This window comes from Klebsiella sp. OBRC7, from assembly GCF_000293135.1.
Lineage (GTDB): Bacteria > Pseudomonadota > Gammaproteobacteria > Enterobacterales > Enterobacteriaceae > Klebsiella > Klebsiella michiganensis.
The window spans coordinates 27,910-48,591 of sequence record NZ_ALNJ01000119.1 but is presented as its reverse complement, the minus strand read 5'-3'; the positions used below and the strand labels follow the sequence as shown (position 1 = coordinate 48,591).

The following is a 20,682-nucleotide window of genomic DNA, read 5'->3' as shown; positions in this document are numbered from 1 at the left end:
GTTGACTGGGTACCGAACTTCGACGGCACTTTGCAGGAGCCGAAGATGCTGCCTGCGCGCTTGCCTAATATTCTGCTCAACGGCACTACCGGCATTGCCGTCGGCATGGCGACGGATATTCCGCCGCACAACCTGCGTGAAGTGGCTCAGGCGGCCATTACCTTGATTGAAAAACCGCAGACCTCTCTGGACGATCTGCTGGATATTGTACAGGGGCCGGATTACCCGACCGAAGCGGAAATCATTACTCCGCGCGCCGAGATCCGCAAAATCTACCAGAATGGCCGCGGTTCGGTGCGTATGCGCGCGGTATGGGCGAAAGAAGACGGTGCGGTGGTGATCAGCGCGCTGCCGCATCAGGTTTCCGGTGCCCGCGTGCTCGAGCAGATTGCCGCCCAGATGCGCAACAAAAAGCTGCCGATGGTGGATGACCTGCGCGACGAATCGGATCACGAAAACCCGACTCGTCTGGTGATCGTCCCGCGCTCTAACCGCGTGGATATGGAGCAGGTGATGAACCACCTGTTCGCGACGACCGATCTGGAAAAGAGCTATCGTATCAACCTGAATATGATCGGGCTCGATAACCGTCCGGCGGTAAAAAATCTGCTGGAAATCCTCTCGGAATGGCTGACTTTCCGCCGCGATACCGTGCGCCGTCGTCTCAGCTACCGTCTGGAAAAAGTCCTTAAGCGCCTGCATATCCTGGAAGGTTTGCTGGTGGCGTTTCTGAATATCGATGAAGTTATCGAAATTATCCGTCACGAAGATGAGCCGAAGCCGGCACTGATGTCGCGCTTTGGTATCAGCGAAACCCAGGCGGAAGCGATTCTGGAGTTAAAACTGCGCCATCTCGCCCGGCTGGAAGAGATGAAGATTCGCGGTGAGCAGAACGAGCTGGAAAAAGAGCGCGACCATCTGCAGGCCATTCTGGCTTCTGAACGCAAAATGAATAACCTGCTGAAAAAAGAGCTGCAGGCCGACGCCGACGCTTTTGGCGACGATCGCCGTTCGCCGCTGCGCGAGCGTGAAGAAGCGAAAGCGATGAGCGAGCACGATATGCTGCCGTCCGAGCCGGTTACTATCGTTCTGTCGCAGAGCGGCTGGGTGCGCAGCGCCAAAGGCCACGATATCGACGCGCCGGGGCTGAACTATAAAGCGGGCGACAGTTTTAAAGCCGCAGTGAAAGGGAAGAGCAATCAGCCAGTGGTCTTTATTGACACCACCGGGCGTAGCTACGCGATTGACCCTATCACCCTGCCGTCCGCACGCGGACAGGGCGAGCCGCTCACCGGTAAGCTGACGCTGCCGCCGGGGGCGACGGTAGAACATATGCTGATGGAGGCCGATGACCAAAAACTGCTGCTGGCTTCCGACGCAGGCTACGGGTTTATTTGTACTTTCAACGATCTGGTCGCGCGCAATCGTGCCGGTAAGACGTTGATTAGCCTTCCGGATAACGCGCACGTAATGCCGCCGCTGGTGATTGAGGATGAGTCCGATATGCTGCTGGCCATTACCGCAGCCGGCCGCATGCTGATGTTCCCGGTGAGCGACCTGCCGCAGCTGTCGAAAGGCAAAGGCAACAAGATCATCAATATTCCGTCGGCGGAAGCGGCTGCGGGCCAGGATGGACTGGCGCACCTGTTCGTTCTGCCGCCGCAAAGTACGCTGACGATTCACGTCGGCAAACGGAAAATCAAACTACGCCCGGAAGAGCTGCAAAAAGTCACCGGCGAGCGCGGCCGCCGCGGCTCTCTGATGCGCGGATTACAGAAAATTGACCGGGTGGAAATTGACTCACCGCGTCGCGCCTCCGCGGGCGATAGCGAAGAGTAGGAGCACCCTCCCCCGCGGTTCGGCGGGGGAGGTTAATATTTACCGCAAAATCGTTGTTTATTCAGGCATTGCGATGAACAATATCCGCCAGCGTCATTTGAGATGCGCAGCGCGCTTTGCAATGATGCCCGATGCCTGCAATCTGCGAAACAGCGAGTATAATTCTAAGCGGTTTGGGTTTCAGAGGTAGCTATGCTATTTATTTTTCGACTAATTATCGTTGTCATCTATTGTATTCTGGTGTGCATCTTCGGCTGTATTTATTGTCTGTTCAGCCCGCGTAACCCTAAGCACGTCGCCACCTTCGGCCACCTGTTTGGCAAACTGTCGCCGGTCTTCGGCCTGAAAGTCGAGCTGCGCAAGCCAGCCGATGCGGAAAGCTACGGCAACGCCATCTATATCGCTAACCACCAGAATAACTATGATATGGTGACGGCATCAAATATCGTGCAGCCGCCGACCGTGACCGTGGGTAAAAAGAGCCTGGCGTGGATCCCCTTTTTCGGCCAGCTCTACTGGCTCACGGGGAACCTGCTGATCGATCGCAATAACCGCGCAAAAGCGCACGGCACTATTGCCGAAGTCGTGAACGCATTTAAAAAGCGCAATATCTCTTTTTGGATGTTTCCGGAAGGGACCCGCAGCCGCGGCCGCGGTTTGCTGCCTTTTAAAACCGGCGCTTTTCATGCCGCTGTCGCGGCTGGCGTGCCAATTATTCCGGTGTGCGTGTCTAATACATCGAATAAAATTAATCTCAATCGCCTGAATAACGGTCTGGTGATTGTAGAAATGCTGCCGCCGGTAGATACCAGCCAGTATGGAAAAGAGGGCGTTCGCGCGCTGGCGACGCACTGCCGCGAGCTGATGTCCGCGAAAATCGCTGAGCTGGATAAAGAAGTTGCCGAACGCGAAGCGGCCGCAAAGAAATAACACAGGAAACGCCGCAAACAGCGCGCGGATTGCTGGCGGGAAACGAATTCCCTTGTTAATTAGTCAGTATTTCATGGAGTTAATATGTCACTCAGTCGGCGTCAGTTCATTAAGGCTTCAGGCGTAGCGCTGTGCGCGGGCGCCGCGCCGCTGAAGGCACAGGCCGCTGGCCAGCAGCCTGCGCTGCCGATCCCCCCTCTGCTGGAGTCCCGCCGCGGGCAGCCGCTATTCTTGACGCTACAGCGCGCGCACTGGTCGTTTACGCCCGGTACCCGCGCCTCGGTGTGGGGGATTAACGGTCGCTATATGGGGCCAACCATTCGCGTCTGGAATGGCGACGATGTCAAGCTGATCTACAGCAACCGCCTGACGGAAAACGTGGCGATGACCATCCGTGGTCTGCAGGTCCCCGGTCCGCTGATCGGCGGTGCCGCGCGCATGATGTCCGCTAACGCCGACTGGGCGCCGGTATTGCCAATCCGCCAAAGCGCGGCGACCCTGTGGTATCAGGCCAACACCCCAAACCATATGGCAAAACAGGTCTATAACGGCCTGGCGGGAATGTGGCTGGTGGAAGATGATGTCAGTAAGAATCTGCCGATCCCCAATCACTACGGCGTGGATGATTTTCCGGTGATTATTCAGGACAAACGTCTGGATAACTTCGGTACGCCTGAATACAGCGAGCCAGGTAGCGGTGGTTTCGTGGGCGATACGCTGCTGGTGAACGGCGTACAGGGGCCTTTCGTTGAGGTGTCGCGCGGCTGGGTGCGCCTGCGCCTGCTGAATGCGTCCAACTCCCGTCGCTATCAGCTGCAGATGAGCGATGGCCGATTGCTGCACGTGATTTCCGGTGACCAGGGACTCCTGCCCGCGCCGGTTTCGCTGAAGCAGCTGTCGCTGGCGCCGGGCGAGCGTCGAGAAATTCTGGTCGATATGACCAACGGTGATGAAGTGTCGATCACCTGCGGGGAAGCGGCAAGCATCGTCGATCGTATTCGCGGCTTCTTCGAGCCGTCGAGTATTCTGATCTCCACGCTGATTCTGACATTGCGCCCGACGGGCCTGCTGCCGCTGGTGACCGATAGTCTGCCCGTGCGTTTGCTGCCGACGGAAATTCTGGCCGGCGCGGCGATTCGCAGCCGTGAGATCACTCTTGGCGACGATCCGGGGATCAACGGTCAGCTGTGGGATCCGCAGCGTATCGATATTACGGCGCAGCAGGGTACCTGGGAGCGCTGGATTGTGCGCGCCGACCGGCCGCAGTCGTTCCATATTGAAGGCGTCATGTTCCAGGTGCGTAACGTCAACGGCTCCGCGCCGTTCCCGGAAGATCGCGGCTGGAAGGATACCGTCTGGATCGATGGCCAGGTTGAGCTGTTGGTCTATTACAATCAGCCCTCCTGGCCGCACTTCCCGTTCCAGTATTTAAGCCAGACGCTGGAGCTTGCCGACCGGGGTTCCATTGGCCAGATTCTGGTGAATCCGGCGCCGTAATTTATTCTGTCCCGGTTCCATGCGGCCGGGATTGGAAAAACCTCCTTCATTTCTTCCATCGTTCCGGCTTATAATCGCCGCCCTTTTTGATTATTTTTTTATCATTTCCCCGGAAGCAATATGAGCGCAATATCCCTGATCCAACCGGATCGTGACCTTTTCTCCTGGCCGCAGTACTGGGCCGCCTGCTTTGGCCCCGCGCCGTTCTTGCCGATGTCGCGAGAAGAGATGGATCAACTTGGCTGGGATAGCTGCGACATCATTCTGGTTACCGGCGATGCCTATGTCGATCACCCGAGCTTCGGCATGGCGATTTGCGGACGCATGCTGGAAGCGCAGGGGTTTCGCGTGGGGATTATTTCCCAGCCGGACTGGAATAATAAAAACGATTTTATGCGCCTGGGTAAACCGAATCTGTTCTTCGGCGTCACCGCCGGCAACATGGATTCGATGATCAACCGCTACACCGCCGACCGTAAGCTGCGTCATGACGATGCCTATACGGCGGGTAACGTTGCCGGTAAACGCCCGGATCGCGCCACGCTGGTCTATACCCAGCGCTGTAAAGAAGCCTGGAAAGATGTCCCGGTGATCCTCGGCGGTATCGAAGCCAGCCTGCGCCGTACCGCGCACTACGACTACTGGTCTGATACCGTGCGTCGCTCGGTTCTGGTGGACTCCAAAGCCGATATGCTGATGTTCGGCAACGGCGAGCGTCCGCTGGTGGAAGTGGCGCACCGTCTGGCCGCCGGCGAGCCCATCGGGCAAATTCGTGACGTACGCAACACCGCCATCATGGTGAAAGAGGCGCTGCCGGGCTGGAGCGGAGTGGATTCCACGCGTCTGGATACGCCGGGGAAAATCGACCCGATTCCGCATCCGTACGGTGAAGATCTGCCGTGCGCGGATAACAAAACCGTCGCGCCGCCAAAACAGGAAGCGAAGCGCGTTACCGTGCAGCCCCCGCGTCCGAAGCCGTGGGAGAAGACCTACGTCCTGCTGCCTTCCTTTGAGAAGGTGAAAGGCGACAAGGTTCTCTACGCGCACGCGTCGCGTATTCTGCACCATGAAACCAACCCCGGCTGTGCCCGCGCGCTGATGCAGAAGCACGGCGAGCGCTATATCTGGGTTAACCCGCCCGCAATCCCGCTCTCCACCGAAGAGATGGATAGCGTATTTGCCCTGCCGTATAAGCGCGTACCACATCCCTCCTACGGCGATGCCCGCATTCCGGCCTACGAGATGATCCGCTTCTCGATTAACATTATGCGCGGCTGTTTTGGCGGCTGTTCCTTCTGCTCAATTACCGAGCATGAGGGGCGTATCATTCAGAGCCGTTCCGAAGATTCGATCATCAATGAAATCGAAGCGATTCGCGACACGGTTCCCGGTTTTACCGGCATTATTTCCGATCTTGGCGGCCCGACGGCCAACATGTATATGCTGCGCTGCAAGTCGCCGCGCGCCGAGCAGACCTGCCGCCGCCTGTCATGCGTTTATCCGGATATCTGCCCGCATATGGACACCAACCATGAGCCGACGATTAATCTCTATCGCCGCGCCCGTGACCTGAAAGGCATCAAAAAGATCCTCATCGCTTCCGGCGTACGTTACGACATCGCCGTTGAAGACCCGCGCTATATCAAAGAGCTGGCTACCCACCACGTTGGCGGCTATCTGAAGATTGCCCCGGAGCATACGGAAGAGGGACCGCTGTCGAAGATGATGAAGCCGGGTATGGGCAGCTACGATCGTTTTAAAGAGCTGTTTGATACCTATTCGAAGCAGGCCGGTAAAGAGCAGTATCTCATCCCATACTTTATTTCCGCCCACCCCGGCACGCGGGATGAAGATATGGTGAATCTGGCGCTGTGGCTTAAACAGCATCGTTTCCGCCTGGATCAGGTGCAGAACTTCTATCCGTCGCCGCTGGCGAACTCGACCACCATGTATTACACCGGCAAGAATCCGCTGGGTAAGATTGGCTATAAGAGTGAGGATGTGGTGGTGCCGAAGGGTGACAAACAGCGCCGCCTGCACAAGGCGCTGCTGCGCTATCACGATCCGGCCAACTGGCCGCTGATCCGCCAGGCGCTGGAAACCATGGGTAAAAAGCACCTGATCGGCAGCCGTCGCGATTGCCTGGTACCGGCGCCGACGATCGATGAAATGCGCGAAGCGCGTCGCCAGAACCGCCATACCCGTCCGGCGCTGACCAAGCATACGCCGATTGTGCACCAGCGCTCGAACGGCGGGGCGACGGCGAAGAAGCCCGTAAAACGCGGTAAGGTCGCCGGTCGTTAATTCGGCTGCATTGCCCGGTGGTGCTTCGCTGACCGGGCCTGATAATTCCGGGCCCGGTCAGTCGCTTGCCAAACGGCAAAGCAAATTCTATGGCTACGCCTCTCTGATTCTGGCGGCCAGCGCCGCCAGCTTTTCATCATCCGCCCGCTCGTGATCGTGGGAAGAGAGATAGCCTTCGTATTGCGCAAAAAACTGAGTCTGACGCGACTCGATAGGCCGCCATTGGGTCATATCGCCGGTGCCGTGCATCGGGCTGAGCTTGCTGTGGACATGGTCAACGCCATAGCCTTCAAAAAACATCCCCGTACGGCCCACGTCATCAAAGGCTTTATCCAGAAGCTTCGCCACCTTCTGCGTCGCCAGCACCAGATCGGCCAATGCCTGCGGCGGCATATCAAACGCATAGCTGGGGTAGTGCTTCTTCGGGATCACGACCGTAAAACCGTCGGTATTCGGGAAAATAGAGAGAAAGGCGAGGTGGTGTTCATCTTCCCATACCTTATGGCAGGGGGCTTTCCCCTCAACAATTTGGCAGAAAATACAGCTCATCAGCACGCATCCATTTGATTGTAATAAGCCATGAATGTACGTGCTTTTAGCCGGATAGCAAAGCGATGCTCCGCCGGAAGCCGACGGAGCAGGAAAGGTTAACCGCCGAACTGATCCGGATCGGGTCCCAGTCGCTTGTTCTGGTCCAGCCGGGTGATTTCACTCAATTCATCTTTATCAAGACGGAAGTCCCAGACGCTAAAATTCTCGGCAATGCGCGATGGCGTCACCGATTTCGGGATCACCACCAGTCCGCTGTCGAGATGCCAGCGGATAACGATCTGCGCCGGGGTTTTACCGTATTTATCCGCCAGTTGACGAATAATTTTCTGATCGAATACCCCTTCGCCGCCCTGCGCAAGCGGGCTCCAGGACTCGGTCTGGATCTTATGCGTCGCATTCCAGGCGTGAAGCTGGCGCTGCTGCATCAGCGGGTGAAGTTCAATCTGGTTTATCACCGGAGCGACGCCGGTTTCATCGATGATTTTTTGCAGATGATGAACCTGGAAATTACAGACGCCGATGCTTTTTGCCAGCCCCTGCTGCTGCAGCTCAATTAAGCTTTTCCAGGCGTCGACGTAATGGTTAGTTGCCGGAACCGGCCAGTGTATGAGGTATAAGTCGACGTAGTCGAGCTTCAGTTTTTTAAGGCTTTCCTGCAGCGCTTCTTTGGGCTGCTTTTGATCGTCATTCCACAGTTTCGTGGTGACGAACAGCTCATCGCGGGCGACGCCTGCGCTGCTTAACGCATTGCCGACGCCGGTTTCATTCTGGTACACGGCGGCGGTGTCAAACGAGCGATAACCGACTTCCAGCGCCTTATGAATGGCGGAGACGACTTCCTCGTTGCCTGCTTTCCACACGCCGAGCCCCAGCTGCGGCATCAGGTTGCCGTCGTGTAGTTTTATAACGGTTGGATGTGTCATGCCTTCCTCCTGTTAATGAACTCAGCGGAATAAATTCCGCTGAGGGGTAGCATTAAGTCTGGACGAAATAGCTAAAAACGGTAGTTAAACTCCTCTCCTTTGCGCGAGTTTACGCGGCGGAGAGGAGGTTGATTAGCGCGCAGCCTCGTAAATACGGCGGCTGACGTCCAGCGTAATATCCTGGTTTTCACCGAGCTGGGTCATGCCGTGCTCTTCCAGTTTCGCCAGCAGCGCCGGGATAGAGCTGCCATCCAGACCATAGGCGGAAAGGCGCGTCGGGACGCCCATCTGTTCGAAGAAATCACGCGTTGCGGCGATGGCGGCATCAATACGCGCTTCTTCAGAACCTTCGGTGATGTTCCAGACGCGAGCGGCGTACTGCAGCAGTTTAGCGCGTTTAGCATCGCGTTTTTCATTCCACAGGGCCGGCAGAACGATGGCCAGCGTCTGCGCGTGATCGAGCCCGTGCATGGCGGTCAGTTCGTGGCCCAACATGTGGGTCGCCCAGTCCTGCGGAACGCCTGCGCCGATCAGGCCATTCAGCGCCTGGGTGGCCGCCCACATAATATTGGCGCGAACGTCGTAGTTTTCCGGCTCTTTCAGCGCTTTCGGGCCGTCTTCCACCAGGGTCAGCAGAATGCCTTCGGCGAAGCGGTCCTGAATTTTGCCGTCGACCGGATAGGTGACGTACTGCTCAACGGTATGGACGAATGCGTCAACGACGCCGTTAGCCACCTGGCGCGGCGGCAGGGTATAGGTGTAAACCGGATCCAGAATGGCGAACACCGGTTGCACATGGGTGGACATAAACGCACGTTTGTCACCGGTGGTTTTGCGCGAGATCACCGCGCCTTTATTGGATTCGGAGCCGGTCGCCGGCAGCGTCAGTACGGAGCCCATCGGGATGGCGCTGGCCACTTTGCTGCCGTAGGTTTCAAGGATTTCCCACGGATCGCTATCGGCCGCATAGTGGGCCGCCGCGGCGATGAATTTGGTGCCGTCGAGAACGGAGCCGCCGCCCACCGCCAACAGGAAAGTGATCTTTTCATCACGCGCGATTTGCACCGCGTTCATCAGCGTTTCGTAGGACGGATTTGGCTCGATGCCGCCAAATTCCCGAACGTCAATGCCGTTCAGCGCGCTCAGAACCTGATCAAGCACGCCGGTTTTCTTCACGCTACCGCCGCCGTAGGTGACAAGCACGCGTGCATCCGCCGGGACTTGATCGCGCAGATTTTCAATCGCGCCTTTGCCGAACAGAATGCGGGTTGGGGTATGTAGGTCGAAATTATTCATGGCTGGTGCCCTCAAATAGATAAAACCGCCAACAGAGACAATACCTCTGCCAGATGACGGACATTGTGTTCCCGCGGGCCGTTCCCCTCAATGCACATTCCTGCCGTTGTCTTGCCCATTTCTCCTTGTGGCTGGAGAAATTCGCCGAAAGTGCGCACAATGCGAAGGTATAAAAACGTTCGGAGAAGCACGATAAATGAACCGCGCTGAGATATGCCAGCTATTAACACATAAGGTTAATCAGCTGAAAGATAAAGAAGAAATGCTTAACGGTCTGCTGCCGGATATTCGCCTGCTGTACGGCACTCAGCCGGGGACGCGCACGCCGGTTATGTATCAGCCAGGGATCGTTTTTCTCTTTTCCGGGCATAAAATTGGCTACATTAACGAGCGTACCTTTCGCTATGACACCAATGAGTATCTGCTGCTGACGGTACCGCTGCCGTTTGAATGCGAAACCTTCGCCACTCCGGAAGTCCCGCTGGCGGGGATTCGGCTGAACGTCGATATTCTTCAGCTGCAAGAACTGCTGATGGATATCGGGGAAGATGAGCAGTTTCAGCCGTCCATGGCGTCGAGCGGGATCAACTCTGCGGTGCTGTCCGAAGAGATATTGTGCGCGGCGGAGCGCCTGCTGGATGTCATGGAGCGCCCGCTGGACGCGCGCATTCTTGGCAAACAGATTATCCGCGAAATTCTCTATCACGTGCTGACCGGGCCGTGCGGGGGGGCGCTGCTGGCGCTGGTCAGTCGTCAGACCCACTTCAGCCTGATTAGCCGCGTATTGAAGCGTATTGAAAGCCAGTACACAGAGAACCTCAGCGTCGATCAGCTGGCGGCGGAAGCGAATATGAGCGTCTCGGCGTTCCACCATAACTTTAAATCAGTCACCAGCACCTCTCCGCTGCAGTACCTGAAAACCTATCGCCTGCATAAAGCGCGCATGCTGATGATCCACGATGGTATGAAGGCCAGCGCGGCGGCGATGCGGGTGGGGTATGAAAGCGCATCGCAGTTTAGCCGCGAGTTTAAACGTTATTTCGGCATGACGCCGGGGGAGGATGCGGCGCGTATCAGAACGATTCAGGGGATGTGACGAACGATGTAAGGGCGGCGCATCCGCACCGCCCCGGTAAACGATCAGGCGTTACAGTATTTCTTTTTAATCACCACGATAACCGTACCGAGCAGCCCGGCGATCAGCAGCGCGATAGGCAAAATCATCAGGCAGGTCATAACCTGATCTTCATGGCGCTTAACGAAGGGAATCATGCTCAGCGCATAGCCCAGACCGGTGACTACGCCAACCCACAGCAGCGCGCTCAGCCAGTTGAAGAACTGGAAGCGGCGGTTTGGCAGCCCGGAAATGCCCGCCATGGTGGGCAGCAGGGTGCGAACAAACGCCAGGAAACGCCCGGCCAGCAGCGCCAGCAGGCCGTGTTTGTCAAACATGCAGGTTGCCCGCTGATGGTACTTATGCGGTAGATGCCCAAGCCAGCGCTTAACCGTAACGGTGTTACCCAGCCAGCGCCCCTGGATATAGCTCAGCCAGCAGCCGAGGCTGGCCGCGGCGGTTAAAATGGCGACCGTAGGTACAAAGTCCATTACGCCTTTGGCGATGAGCGCCCCGGCGAGCAGCAGCAGGCTATCGCCCGGTAAAAATGAGGCGGGCAGCAGACCGTTTTCCAGAAACAGGGTTGCGAACATGACCAGATATACAACGCCCACAACGTGGGGGTTTGCCAACGCGGCAAAATCATGCTGCCACAGCGCGGCGACAATTTCTTGAATGACAACCATGGACTTTCCTAAGTGGTACCGTGTTTTTTGTCTAGTGTACTCCTGAAGAGGCTCGGGCACCTTGATCCCGGGCGCAACTAAAGCGGCCGTTTTTCTAAAAAACGTCCGCTATTGTTGCCACTGACCGTCACTTTACACGATACGCGCGAAGCCCGCCGCTAAATCATCCAGCAGATCGGTAACATTTTCTAACCCGATATGCAGGCGGATCAGCGTGCCGCTGAAATCAACTTCAGCATCAGGGCGGATTGCGGCAATGTGTTCCGGCTGGTTGGCTAAAATCAGCGATTCAAAGCCGCCCCAGGAGTAGGCCATGCTGAACAAGCTGAAGTGGTCCAGATAAGCGGACAGTTCGGCGTCGGTCAGGCGTTTATTGAGCACGAAAGAGAACAGACCGCTGCTGCCGGTGAAGTCGCGCTTCCAGTACTCATGGCCTTTGCTGCCGGGCAGGGCGGGATGATTAACGCGCGCCACCTGCGGATGCTGCGCCAGCCATTCGGCAATCTGCAGGCTGCTTTCATGGTGCTGACGCAGGCGTACCGCTAAGGTGCGCAGGCCGCGGCTGGTCATATAGGCGGTATCGGCATCGACCATTTGCCCCATCAAATAGGCGTTTTCGCGCAGCTGCGCCCAGCAGCGCTCATTGGACACGGCGGTACCCACCATCGCGTCGGAATGGCCGATCAGATATTTGGTGCCGGCCTGAATGGAGATATCGATACCAAACTCCAGCGCTTTAAACAGCACGCCCGCCGCCCAGGTGTTGTCGATCATAATGATGGCTTCGGGAGCGACGCGACGTACTGCCGCGACGATTGCCGGAACATCATGGACTTCCATGGTGATGGAGCCGGGGGATTCGAGGAACACCACGCGGGTGTTCGGCTGCACCAGACGGGCGATATCGCCGCCGATGAGCGGGTCGAACCAGCCGGTGGTGACGCCGAGTTTGGCGAGAATTTTCGTACAGAAATCCTGGGTAGGCTCATAGGCGGTGTTGGTCACCAGAATATGGTCGCCCTGCTCGACGAACGCCAGAATGGTATTCGCGACCGCCGCCGCGCCGCAGGGGAAGAGGGCGCAGCCGGCGCCGCCTTCCAGCTCGCACATCGCTTCCTGCAGGGAGAAATGGGTTAGCGTCCCGCGACGCCCGTAGAACAGCTCGCCTTTGGCGCGGTTGCGCGTCGCGTGCTTTTTCGCTTCGACGGTGTCGAAAACCAGCGATGAGGCGCGCTGAATGACGCTGTTTACCGAGCCCAGGGTGTATTTTTTGCTGCGCCCGGCGTGAACCAGCGCAGTATCAAGATGTTTATCAGCCATGTTCAGATAACCTGTTTTTATACGTCTGGACGTCTAAACTAACATGAATACCCGTTGATGTACCGGGTCGCGGCGGATACAGGTAAAAATTTTATCAACGGCGGGGTCAGCAACTTTTTTACTGCGTAAGCGCAAGGAAAATAAACGTGATTTGCTGCACAGTGTAAATACTAATGAGAACCACTATCAATTCGATGTCGTTTTGATATTATTGTGCGCAGATTTTGTGATTTACGTCCTGGAGATACAGTGTGGGTAATAATTTGATGCAGGCGGATCTCTCCGTTTGGGGTATGTATCATCATGCCGATATTGTCGTTAAGGTAGTGATGATCGGCCTGATTCTGGCGTCGGTAGTCACATGGGCTATCTTTTTCGGCAAAGGCGCAGAGATCCTGGCCAGCAAGCGTCGCCTCAAGCGCGAACAGCTGCTGGTTGCTGAAGCACGCTCTCTCGACCAGGCCAGCGATATCGCTAACGGTTTCGATGCGAAAAGCCTGACCTCGCGGTTAATTAACGAAGCGCAGAACGAGCTGGAGCTTTCCGCAGGTTCTGAAGATAACGAAGGCATTAAAGAACGTACCGGTTTCCGACTGGAGCGTCGCGTGGCGGCGGTGGGTCGTTACATGGGGCGCGGCAACGGTTATCTGGCGACCATCGGCGCGATTTCTCCGTTCGTTGGTCTGTTTGGTACCGTCTGGGGCATCATGAACAGCTTTATCGGTATTGCCCAGACCCAGACCACTAACCTGGCGGTGGTTGCACCGGGTATCGCGGAAGCGCTGCTGGCTACGGCAATTGGCCTGTTCGCTGCGATTCCGGCGGTGGTCATCTACAACATTTTTGCCCGCATGATCGCCAGCTACAAAGCGTCCCTTGGCGATGTCGCCGCCCAGGTTCTGCTGCTGCAAAGCCGCGACCTGGACCTGAGCGCCAGCGGCGTTAAGCCGGTACGTACCGCCCAGAAACTACGCGTAGGTTAATGCTTTATGGCGATGCATTTTAACGAAAACCTCGATGATAACGGCGAAATGCACGACATCAACGTGACGCCGTTTATCGACGTCATGCTGGTGCTGTTAATCATCTTTATGGTGGCGGCGCCGCTGGCTACCGTCGACGTGAAGGTGAATCTGCCTGCTTCCTCCAGCCAGCCGCAGCCGCGTCCGGAAAAGCCGATCTATCTGTCGGTGAAGGCGGATAAAACCATGTTCCTCGGCAATGACCCCATTACCGACGAGAACATGATCGCCTCGCTGGATGCGCTGACCGAAGGCAAGAAAGACACCACCGTCTTCTTCCGCGCGGATAAAACCGTGGACTACGAGACGATGATGAAGGTCATGGATACCCTGCATCAGGCGGGATATCTGAAGATTGGCCTGGTGGGCGAAGAAACCGTCAAAGCGAAGTAACCTCTCTCCACGCATCTTCTCAGGCTGGCCTTGCGCCAGCCTTTTTTATCTCCTCGAATCGCTCTCTTGTTGGACGCCTGTTGCTATAACGTTGCTCTGTTGCGGTATAATGGCGGCCGTTTATGTTAACTGACAGGATCTTATGGAACGCTTTCTGGAAAATGCTATGTACGCCTCGCGCTGGCTGCTGGCGCCGGTTTATTTTGGCCTTTCGCTCGGTTTGATTGCGCTGACGATCAAATTTTTTCAGGAGATCTTCCACATACTGCCGCATATTTTCAGCGTCAGTGAGTCGGATATGATTCTGACCCTGCTGTCGCTGGTGGATATGACCCTGGTGGGCGGTCTGCTGGTGATGGTGATGTTCTCCGGCTATGAAAATTTTGTTTCCCAGCTGGATATCAACGAGGGCAAGGAGAAGCTCAGCTGGCTGGGCAAAATGGACGCCACTTCGCTGAAAAATAAGGTGGCTGCCTCCATCGTGGCGATCTCCTCTATTCATCTGCTGCGAGTATTTATGGACGCGAAAAACGTCCCGGACAATAAGCTGATGTGGTACGTCATCATCCACCTGACCTTTGTGCTGTCGGCCTTTGTGATGGGCTACCTCGATCGTCTGACCAAAGTGAAACACTGATCCCTCCTCTCCCGGCGGTGTTGGCCGCTGGGCTTTTTACTCCCCGTTTCTGCTTTTCTCCGCTGGCGTATGTCCGGGCTTCTGCTTTGCTTAAAGGGCGCTTAATAACGGAGGCAGGGTGATGACGCGATTAACGGCCAAAGATTTCCCGCAGCAGCTGCTCGAGTATTATGACTACTATGCCCACGGTAAAATCAGCAAACGCGAGTTTCTCCAGCTGGCGGGGAAGTATACCGTCGGCGGGATGACCGCGCTGGCGCTGTTTAATCTGCTGAAGCCCGACTATGCTCTGGCGGAGCAGGTGGCGTTTACTGACCCGGATATCCGCCCGGAGTATATTCATTACCCCTCTCCTGACGGCCACGGCGAAGTGCGGGCTTATCAGGTGACGCCGGCGAAAATAGCCGACAAAGCGCCCGCCGTGGTGGTGGTGCATGAGAACCGAGGCCTGAATCCCTATATTGAAGACGTTGCCCGGCGGGTGGCGAAAGCGGGGTATATCGCGCTGGCGCCGGATGGCCTGAGCTCCGTCGGCGGCTATCCGGGGAATGATGATGAAGGCCGCGCGCTACAGCAGAAAGTCGATCCCGTGAAGCTGATGAATGATTTCTTTGCGGCGGTCGCGTTTATGGCGAAGCATCCGCAGGCGACGGGGAAGGTCGGTATCACCGGGTTCTGCTACGGCGGCGGCGTCAGCAATGCGGCGGCGGTGGCGCTCCCTGAGCTGGCCTGCGCGGTGCCGTTTTACGGCCGCCAGCCGCCGCTGAATGAGGTCGATAAAATTAAAGCGCCGCTGCTGCTGCACTATGCCGGTCTTGATAGCGGCATTAATGAAGGCTGGCCCGCCTATGAAAAAGCGCTGAAGGCACACAATAAAGTCTACGAGGCCTATATTTATCAGGGTGTTAACCACGGCTTTCATAATGACTCCACGCCGCGCTATGACCGGGCCGCGGCTGACCTCGCCTGGCAACGCACGCTGGCATGGTTTGAGAAGTATCTGCGCTAAAAGCCGGAGGCTGAAGCCTCCGGCGGGCATGGGCGCTAGGCCTGGCGTTTATCTTCGGTTTGCGTGTCGAAGTCGCTGGCGTCATGGCGCTCGTGAAGCTGCTCGTTGAGCGGGCCTGAGGTGCGGTTAACCATCCGCCCGCGCTGTACGGCCGGGCGATTGCCGACATCCTGCGCCCAGCGCAGCACGTTTTTATAGCTACCGGCATCCAGGAACTCGGCGGCGTTATAAACGTTCCCCAGCACCACGTTGCCGTACCATGGCCAGATGGCCATATCGGCGATGGTGTACTCCTCTCCTGCCACAAAACGGCCGCGGGCAAGCTGCTTGTCCAGCACGTCAAGCTGGCGCTTGGCTTCCATCGTAAAGCGGTCGATCGCGTATTCGATTTTCACCGGCGCATAGCTGAAGAAGTGGCCAAAGCCGCCGCCGAGGAACGGGGCCGAGCCTTGTAGCCAGAACAGCCAGTTGAGGGTTTCGGTGCGGCCTGCCGGATCTTTGGGCAGGAAGAAGCCGAACTTTTCCGCCAGATAGAGCAGGATGCTGCCGGATTCAAAAACGCGGGTCGGCGGGGTGGTGGAGTGGTCGCGGAGCGCGGGGATTTTTGAGTTCGGATTAACCTCGACAAAGCCGCTGGAGAACTGATCGCCTTCGCCGATGCGAATCAGCCAGGCGTCGTACTCCGCGCCGCTGACGCCTAACGCCAGCAGCTCTTCCAGCATAATGGTCACTTTCTGGCCGTTGGGCGTCCCCAGCGAATAGAGCTGAAGCGGATGCGCGCCCACCGGCAGCTCCCGATCGTGCGTTGCGCCGGAGACGGGACGGTTGATATTGGCGAATGCGCCGCCGTTGTTTTGCTTCCATTCCCACACTTTAGGTGGCTGGTAGTTATTCTCTGACATGCTGATCTGCCTTTTTAGTGAGGTGTTGATGTCGTGTCGCTGGCGCTACCGCGCCGGCGCGGGAGAGTCGTACTAAGCCAGAATCCGCGCGGCCCATGCGCTGACGTCGTCGCCGCTGCCGAGATCCGCCTGCACCAGGCCGTTAACCATAAAGGTCGGCGACACGTGGATGCCGTTCTGGCGCGCGTACTTGCTATGCCATTTGATCTCGTTTTGTAGCTCCGGGCGGGCAAACGCCGCGGCCAGCGAGACGTGGCTATAGCGTTCGATACGCTCGATAATCTGCTGCGGCGTGGCGTTCATGTTCGGCCCGCTGCAGTGGTCGGTAAACTCAAACTCTTCGCGGTGGTCGGCGACGGCTTTAAGCACCTTATGCGCCTGCTCGCGGCCGTGCGGCAGGGTGGACGCGGCGAGAATGCAGCGGACGATGACGCCGGAAAACAGATGCCACGGTTGAGACTGCAGACGAATTTTGATCGTCACGTTATCCGCGCCAACTTCATCCAGCAGGTCATCAAGCTTATTAAATGCCCGCACGGAGAAAGGACAGGTGGGTTCGAGGAACACCTCAAAGGTGCGGGGGCCATGCCCCCAGACCAGCGGTTGGGCGGTCAGATGCGATGGTGTGCTCATTGTCGACTCCTGATTGTTTTTTTATCTCAAATAACGATATCACTTTTGCCCGGGGGCGCAGGCTTATTTTCCTTAAGGGCACGATTAGCGAATCGAATGAGTGGTATCATCATTCCACCTCTGTCTGGTAAGTGCCTGCGGCAGGATAAGAAGAGGGAGTTTTGTTTCGCCAACTGCCCGGGCTGCATTAATTTGAGGTCAGGCTAAATGAGCAAAGGTTCCACAAGCAGCGACGCCCCGTTTGGTACACTATTAGGCTACGCACCGGGCGGCGTGGCGATTTATTCTTCTAATTACAGTAGCTTAAATCCGCAAGATTATCCGGATGACGCCACGTTCCGCAGCTATATCGGTAATGAGTATATGGGGCACAAATGGCAGTGCGTGGAGTTCGCGCGCCGCTTTCTGTTCCTCACCTACGGTTTTGTTTTCACCGACGTCGGCATGGCCTACGAAATCTTCTCCCTGCGTTTTCTCCGCGAGGTGGTCAACGACAATATTCTGCCGCTGCAGGCGTTCGCCAACGGCTCACGCCGTCCGCCTCTCGCCGGCTCACTGCTGATCTGGCAGAAAGGCGGCGAGTTTAAGCACACGGGCCACGTGGCGGTGATTACGCAACTGATAGGGAATAAGGTCAGGATCGCCGAACAGAACGTCATTCACTCGCCGCTGCCGCAGGGCCAGCAGTGGACCCGCGAGCTGACGCTGGAAGTGAAAAACGGCCTCTACACGATTAAAGACACCTTTGCCGATACCGAAATCCTCGGCTGGATGATCCAAACCGCCGATACCGAGCACAGCCTGCCGCAGCCGGTGCTGCCGGGTGAGGCGATGGCCATCAAAGGTGCGCGGCTGCCGAATAAAGGCCAATACCGCGGCAACTGGCTCAACGAGAAAGATTCGCTGCAAAAAGCCTACGTGGAAGCCAACGGCCACGTCATCAATAAAGACCCTTACCAGTATTTCACCATCACCGAAAGCGCCGAGCAGGAGCTTATCAAAGCCACCAACGAGCTGCATCTGATGTACCTGCACGCCACCGACAAGGTGATGAAGGATGACAGCCTGCTGGCGCTGTTCGATATTCCGAAAATTCTCTGGCCGCGTCTGCGCCTCTCGTGGCAGCGCCGTCGCCATCATATGATTACCGGCCGCATGGATTTCTGTATGGATGAGCGCGGACTCAAGGTGTATGAGTACAACGCCGATTCCGCGTCCTGCCATACCGAAGGCGGGCTGATCCTCGAGCAGTGGCTGAAGCAGGGCTACTACGGCACCGGTCACAACCCGGCGGAAAATCTGCTGGATGAGCTGGCCGGAGCGTGGAAGCACAGCCGGGCGCGTCCTTTCGTGCACATCATGCAGGATAAGGATCTGGAGGAGAACTACCACGCGCAGTTTATCCAGCGTTCGCTGACCCAGGCCGGCTTCGAGAGCAAAATTCTGTTTGGCCTGGATGAGCTGCGCTGGGATGCCGCCGGGCAGCTGATTGATGCCGACGGGCGTCTGGTCAACTGCGTCTGGAAAACCTGGGCATGGGAGACCGCCATTGAGCAGGTGCGGGAAGTCAGCGCCGATGAGTACGCGGCGGTGCCGATACGTACCGGACACCCGAATAATGAAGTGCGCCTGATAGACGTTCTGCTGCGCCCGGAAGTATTAGTCTTCGAGCCGCTGTGGACGGTCATCCCCGGCAACAAGGCGATTTTGCCGGTGCTGTGGTCGCTGTTCCCCAATCATCGCTATCTTCTGGATACGGATTTTGTGGTCAACGAGCAGCTGGCGGAAAGCGGCTATGCGGTTAAGCCTATCTCGGGCCGCTGCGGCAACAACATCGACCTGATTGGCCCGCAGGACGAAGTGCTGGATAAAACCAGCGGCCAGTTTTTCGACCGCAAAAATATCTACCAGCAGCTGTGGTGCCTGCCGAAAGTGGATGGCAAATACATCCAGGTTTGCACCTTCACCGTCGGCGGTAACTACGGCGGGACCTGCCTGCGCGGAGATGATTCTCTGGTGGTTAAAAAAGAGAGCGATATTGAGCCGTTAATCGTGCTAAAAGACACAGATAGCCGTTAAGTTTGGCCCCGGATTGCGGCGGTAAGCGCCTTATCCGGGCTGCGATTCTCGTCACCTGCGGCATTTGTAGCCCGGGCAAGGCGCATCGCGCCGCCCCGGGGGAAGGCCGCTGGATGCTGAAGAATATCCCGGAGGCGATGCTGCGCATCTGTCCGGGCTACCGAACATACGAACCCGTAGCCCCGGTCAGCGTCGCGCGACCGGTGAATGACCGGTAAAAATAGATAAAACATCACAACAACAAGACAGAAAAGGAAAATAGTATGCACGATCGGCGACTCGCCGCCCGCGCGGGTGAACTTAAGCCCTCCGCCGTCCGCGAACTCCTCAAGCACAGTAAGCTGCCCGGCGTTATCTCTCTGGGCGGCGGGATTCCGGCCCCGGAGCTTTTTGATACCGAAGGCCTGAACCTGGCGGTGCAGCAGGTGATGAACGGGCGCTTTAACGATGCGTTCCAGTACGGTTTGACCGAAGGTTATCCGCCGCTGCGTCAGGCCGTTAGCGAACTGTGTCAGGCGCGCGGCGTGGCCTGTTCGGCAAGCCATGTCTATATCACTTCCGGTTCGCAGCAGTCGCTGGATATTGTCGCCCGCACCCTGCTCGATCCGGGTGATGCGATTGTCGTTGAGCGTCCGACCTATCTGGCGGCGCTGCAGGTCTTCCAGCTGGCGCAGGCCAATATTCTCAGCGTGGATACCGACGATGACGGCATGCTGGTGGAACAGCTGGCCGATCTGCTGGAAACCACGCGTGTGAAAGCCGTTTACCTGGTGCCGACGTTTGGCAACCCCGGCGGGAAAACCCTGAGCGAAGCGCGCCGCCGCCGCCTGGTTGAGCTGGCGAAAAAGCACGACTTCGTCATTATCGAAGACGATCCGTACGGTGAAATCAGCTTCACTGACGAAGTACGCCGTCCGCTGTATCAGTATGCGGTTGAGTCAGGCTGTGAAGATCAGGTGGTTTATACCTCCACCTTCTCCAAGATCCTCGCGCCGGGGATGCGTATTGGCTGGATCGTGATGCCGGACTGGCTGGCGCAGCAGACGGTGATTGTTAAACAGGCGGCGGATCTGCACACTAATATGCTCTCGCAGGTCATCACCGCGGAATACCTGAGCATGAACCGTCTGGAAAGCCAGATTGCCCTGATCCGCGAAGATTACCGCAAGAAGTGCGTGGCGCTGGCCGACGCGCTGGAATCGCAGCTTGGCGAGCATCTGGCGTTCAGCCGTCCTAAAGGCGGTATGTTCCTGTGGGCCCGCTTCCGCTATCCGTTCGATACCATGGAATGGATGAAGAAAACGCTGGAAAACGGCGTGGTTTACGTTCCAGGGGAAGCGTTCTATAACGATAACCCGGATACCCGCACGCTGCGTCTTTCCTACTCGACGGTGTCGACAGAGGGTCTGATGACCGCCGTCGAGCGCCTGGCGAAGTCGCTGTAATCGCCCTGCTCCGCGCCGTTGGCGGCGCGGGGCTTTCTTGCCGTTTTCTTCTCTAAGCACCTGTCTTCATCCGTATGCATGGACTGCGCGGCGGGCGAAAA

The 20,682-nt window shown here is 57.1% G+C and carries 19 protein-coding genes and 1 pseudogene; 13 read left to right on the top strand and 7 right to left on the bottom strand.

Features of this window, described 5'->3' with window-relative positions; all coding sequences use genetic code 11:
• The 4 genes and pseudogenes from parC to HMPREF1144_RS23085 all read left to right on the top strand — a co-directional run.
• A partial coding sequence (parC, locus tag HMPREF1144_RS23100) for a DNA topoisomerase IV subunit A (protein ID WP_042928323.1) occupies positions 1-1,839 on the top strand: 1,839 nt, incomplete at its 5' end.
• 192 nt (positions 1,840-2,031) lie between these two features.
• On the top strand, positions 2,032-2,769 hold the full coding sequence (gene plsC, locus HMPREF1144_RS23095) for a 1-acylglycerol-3-phosphate O-acyltransferase (RefSeq protein ID WP_004125254.1): 738 nt from the start codon (positions 2,032-2,034) through the stop codon (positions 2,767-2,769).
• A gap of 84 nt (positions 2,770-2,853) precedes the next feature.
• Complete coding sequence (gene ftsP, locus HMPREF1144_RS23090) at positions 2,854-4,266, top strand: cell division protein FtsP (RefSeq protein WP_004854230.1); 1,413 nt, start codon at positions 2,854-2,856, stop codon at positions 4,264-4,266.
• 30 nt (positions 4,267-4,296) lie between these two features.
• Positions 4,297-6,537, top strand: a pseudogene (locus tag HMPREF1144_RS23085) (YgiQ family radical SAM protein); the annotation flags it as partial.
• Positions 6,538-6,663: 126 nt separating this feature from the next.
• Here the strand turns inward: HMPREF1144_RS23085 and HMPREF1144_RS23080 are convergent.
• The 3 genes from HMPREF1144_RS23080 to yqhD all read right to left on the bottom strand — a co-directional run bounded on the left by HMPREF1144_RS23080 (position 6,664) and on the right by yqhD (position 9,341).
• A complete protein-coding gene (locus tag HMPREF1144_RS23080; RefSeq protein WP_004854225.1) occupies positions 6,664-7,119 on the bottom strand; it encodes an HIT family protein in 456 nt (151 codons plus the stop codon).
• 98 nt (positions 7,120-7,217) lie between these two features.
• The gene (gene dkgA / locus HMPREF1144_RS23075) at positions 7,218-8,045 is read right to left on the bottom strand and encodes a 2,5-didehydrogluconate reductase DkgA (protein WP_004854218.1); all 828 of its coding nucleotides are present in this window, start codon (positions 8,043-8,045) and stop codon (positions 7,218-7,220) included.
• Between the two features lie 132 nt (positions 8,046-8,177).
• The gene (gene yqhD / locus HMPREF1144_RS23070) at positions 8,178-9,341 is read right to left on the bottom strand and encodes an alcohol dehydrogenase (RefSeq protein ID WP_009654113.1); all 1,164 of its coding nucleotides are present in this window, start codon (positions 9,339-9,341) and stop codon (positions 8,178-8,180) included.
• A 196-nt stretch (positions 9,342-9,537) separates the two neighbouring features.
• Here yqhD and HMPREF1144_RS23065 point away from each other — a divergent pair, with 196 nt between their 5' ends.
• Positions 9,538-10,437, top strand: a complete 900-nt coding sequence (locus tag HMPREF1144_RS23065) for an AraC family transcriptional regulator (protein ID WP_004115613.1) — start codon at positions 9,538-9,540, stop codon at positions 10,435-10,437.
• A gap of 44 nt (positions 10,438-10,481) precedes the next feature.
• On the opposite strand, the gene yghB is transcribed toward HMPREF1144_RS23065, so the two are convergent.
• Entirely contained in the window at positions 10,482-11,141 is a 660-nt protein-coding gene (yghB, locus tag HMPREF1144_RS23060) for a DedA family general envelope maintenance protein YghB (RefSeq protein WP_004125241.1), read from the bottom strand.
• A 132-nt stretch (positions 11,142-11,273) separates the two neighbouring features.
• Positions 11,274-12,461, bottom strand: a complete 1,188-nt coding sequence (metC, locus tag HMPREF1144_RS23055; protein WP_004854212.1) for a cystathionine beta-lyase — start codon at positions 12,459-12,461, stop codon at positions 11,274-11,276.
• A gap of 251 nt (positions 12,462-12,712) precedes the next feature.
• Here metC and exbB point away from each other — a divergent pair, with 251 nt between their 5' ends.
• The 4 genes from exbB (at position 12,713) to yghX (ending at position 15,522) form a co-directional block, all read left to right on the top strand.
• A complete protein-coding gene (gene exbB, locus HMPREF1144_RS23050; RefSeq protein ID WP_004854209.1) occupies positions 12,713-13,444 on the top strand; it encodes a tol-pal system-associated acyl-CoA thioesterase in 732 nt (243 codons plus the stop codon).
• Positions 13,445-13,450: 6 nt separating this feature from the next.
• Entirely contained in the window at positions 13,451-13,876 is a 426-nt protein-coding gene (exbD, locus tag HMPREF1144_RS23045) for a TonB system transport protein ExbD (RefSeq protein WP_004105810.1), read from the top strand.
• A gap of 142 nt (positions 13,877-14,018) precedes the next feature.
• Positions 14,019-14,513, top strand: coding sequence for a TIGR00645 family protein (locus HMPREF1144_RS23040; RefSeq protein WP_004105804.1), 495 nt, complete (start codon positions 14,019-14,021; stop codon positions 14,511-14,513).
• 121 nt (positions 14,514-14,634) lie between these two features.
• Positions 14,635-15,522, top strand: a complete 888-nt coding sequence (yghX, locus tag HMPREF1144_RS23035) for a YghX family hydrolase (protein WP_009654120.1) — start codon at positions 14,635-14,637, stop codon at positions 15,520-15,522.
• Between the two features lie 35 nt (positions 15,523-15,557).
• Here yghX and yghU read toward each other — a convergent pair whose 3' ends face one another.
• A complete protein-coding gene (gene yghU, locus HMPREF1144_RS23030; RefSeq protein WP_004854202.1) occupies positions 15,558-16,424 on the bottom strand; it encodes a glutathione-dependent disulfide-bond oxidoreductase in 867 nt (288 codons plus the stop codon).
• Positions 16,425-16,496: 72 nt separating this feature from the next.
• Positions 16,497-17,057, bottom strand: coding sequence for a DsbA family protein (locus HMPREF1144_RS23025; RefSeq protein ID WP_004854200.1), 561 nt, complete (start codon positions 17,055-17,057; stop codon positions 16,497-16,499).
• On the opposite strand from HMPREF1144_RS23025, the gene HMPREF1144_RS33940 reads away from it, so the two are divergent.
• From HMPREF1144_RS33940 to HMPREF1144_RS23010, 4 genes are all read left to right on the top strand, one after another.
• A complete protein-coding gene (locus HMPREF1144_RS33940) occupies positions 17,045-17,188 on the top strand; it encodes a hypothetical protein (RefSeq protein WP_305955792.1) in 144 nt (47 codons plus the stop codon). The genes HMPREF1144_RS23025 and HMPREF1144_RS33940 overlap by 13 nt on opposite strands.
• Before the next feature lie 76 nt (positions 17,189-17,264).
• Positions 17,265-19,136 carry a bifunctional glutathionylspermidine amidase/synthase gene (gene gss, locus HMPREF1144_RS23020; RefSeq protein WP_009654105.1) on the top strand — a complete coding sequence of 624 codons (1,872 nt, stop codon included), beginning with the start codon at positions 17,265-17,267 and terminating at the stop codon, positions 19,134-19,136.
• Between the two features lie 2 nt (positions 19,137-19,138).
• The gene (locus tag HMPREF1144_RS33095) at positions 19,139-19,354 is read left to right on the top strand and encodes a hypothetical protein (protein WP_042928320.1); all 216 of its coding nucleotides are present in this window, start codon (positions 19,139-19,141) and stop codon (positions 19,352-19,354) included.
• 45 nt (positions 19,355-19,399) lie between these two features.
• The gene (locus HMPREF1144_RS23010) at positions 19,400-20,581 is read left to right on the top strand and encodes a PLP-dependent aminotransferase family protein (protein ID WP_009654097.1); all 1,182 of its coding nucleotides are present in this window, start codon (positions 19,400-19,402) and stop codon (positions 20,579-20,581) included.
• The last annotated feature ends 101 nt before the right edge of the window (positions 20,582-20,682 follow it).

Coding starts and splice junctions, on each gene's coding strand:
- yqhD (WP_009654113.1), bottom strand. CDS start 9,341: ATGAATAATTTCGACCTACATACCCCAACCCGCATTCTGTTCGGCAAA.
- HMPREF1144_RS23065 (WP_004115613.1), top strand. CDS start 9,538: ATGAACCGCGCTGAGATATGCCAGCTATTAACACATAAGGTTAATCAG.
- HMPREF1144_RS23010 (WP_009654097.1), top strand. CDS start 19,400: ATGCACGATCGGCGACTCGCCGCCCGCGCGGGTGAACTTAAGCCCTCC.
- HMPREF1144_RS33940 (WP_305955792.1), top strand. CDS start 17,045: ATGGTGTGCTCATTGTCGACTCCTGATTGTTTTTTTATCTCAAATAAC.
- HMPREF1144_RS23025 (WP_004854200.1), bottom strand. CDS start 17,057: ATGAGCACACCATCGCATCTGACCGCCCAACCGCTGGTCTGGGGGCAT.
- ftsP (WP_004854230.1), top strand. CDS start 2,854: ATGTCACTCAGTCGGCGTCAGTTCATTAAGGCTTCAGGCGTAGCGCTG.
- yghB (WP_004125241.1), bottom strand. CDS start 11,141: ATGGTTGTCATTCAAGAAATTGTCGCCGCGCTGTGGCAGCATGATTTT.
- HMPREF1144_RS23080 (WP_004854225.1), bottom strand. CDS start 7,119: ATGAGCTGTATTTTCTGCCAAATTGTTGAGGGGAAAGCCCCCTGCCAT.
- yghX (WP_009654120.1), top strand. CDS start 14,635: ATGACGCGATTAACGGCCAAAGATTTCCCGCAGCAGCTGCTCGAGTAT.
- HMPREF1144_RS23040 (WP_004105804.1), top strand. CDS start 14,019: ATGGAACGCTTTCTGGAAAATGCTATGTACGCCTCGCGCTGGCTGCTG.
- plsC (WP_004125254.1), top strand. CDS start 2,032: ATGCTATTTATTTTTCGACTAATTATCGTTGTCATCTATTGTATTCTG.
- yghU (WP_004854202.1), bottom strand. CDS start 16,424: ATGTCAGAGAATAACTACCAGCCACCTAAAGTGTGGGAATGGAAGCAA.
- dkgA (WP_004854218.1), bottom strand. CDS start 8,045: ATGACACATCCAACCGTTATAAAACTACACGACGGCAACCTGATGCCG.
- metC (WP_004854212.1), bottom strand. CDS start 12,461: ATGGCTGATAAACATCTTGATACTGCGCTGGTTCACGCCGGGCGCAGC.
- gss (WP_009654105.1), top strand. CDS start 17,265: ATGAGCAAAGGTTCCACAAGCAGCGACGCCCCGTTTGGTACACTATTA.
- exbD (WP_004105810.1), top strand. CDS start 13,451: ATGGCGATGCATTTTAACGAAAACCTCGATGATAACGGCGAAATGCAC.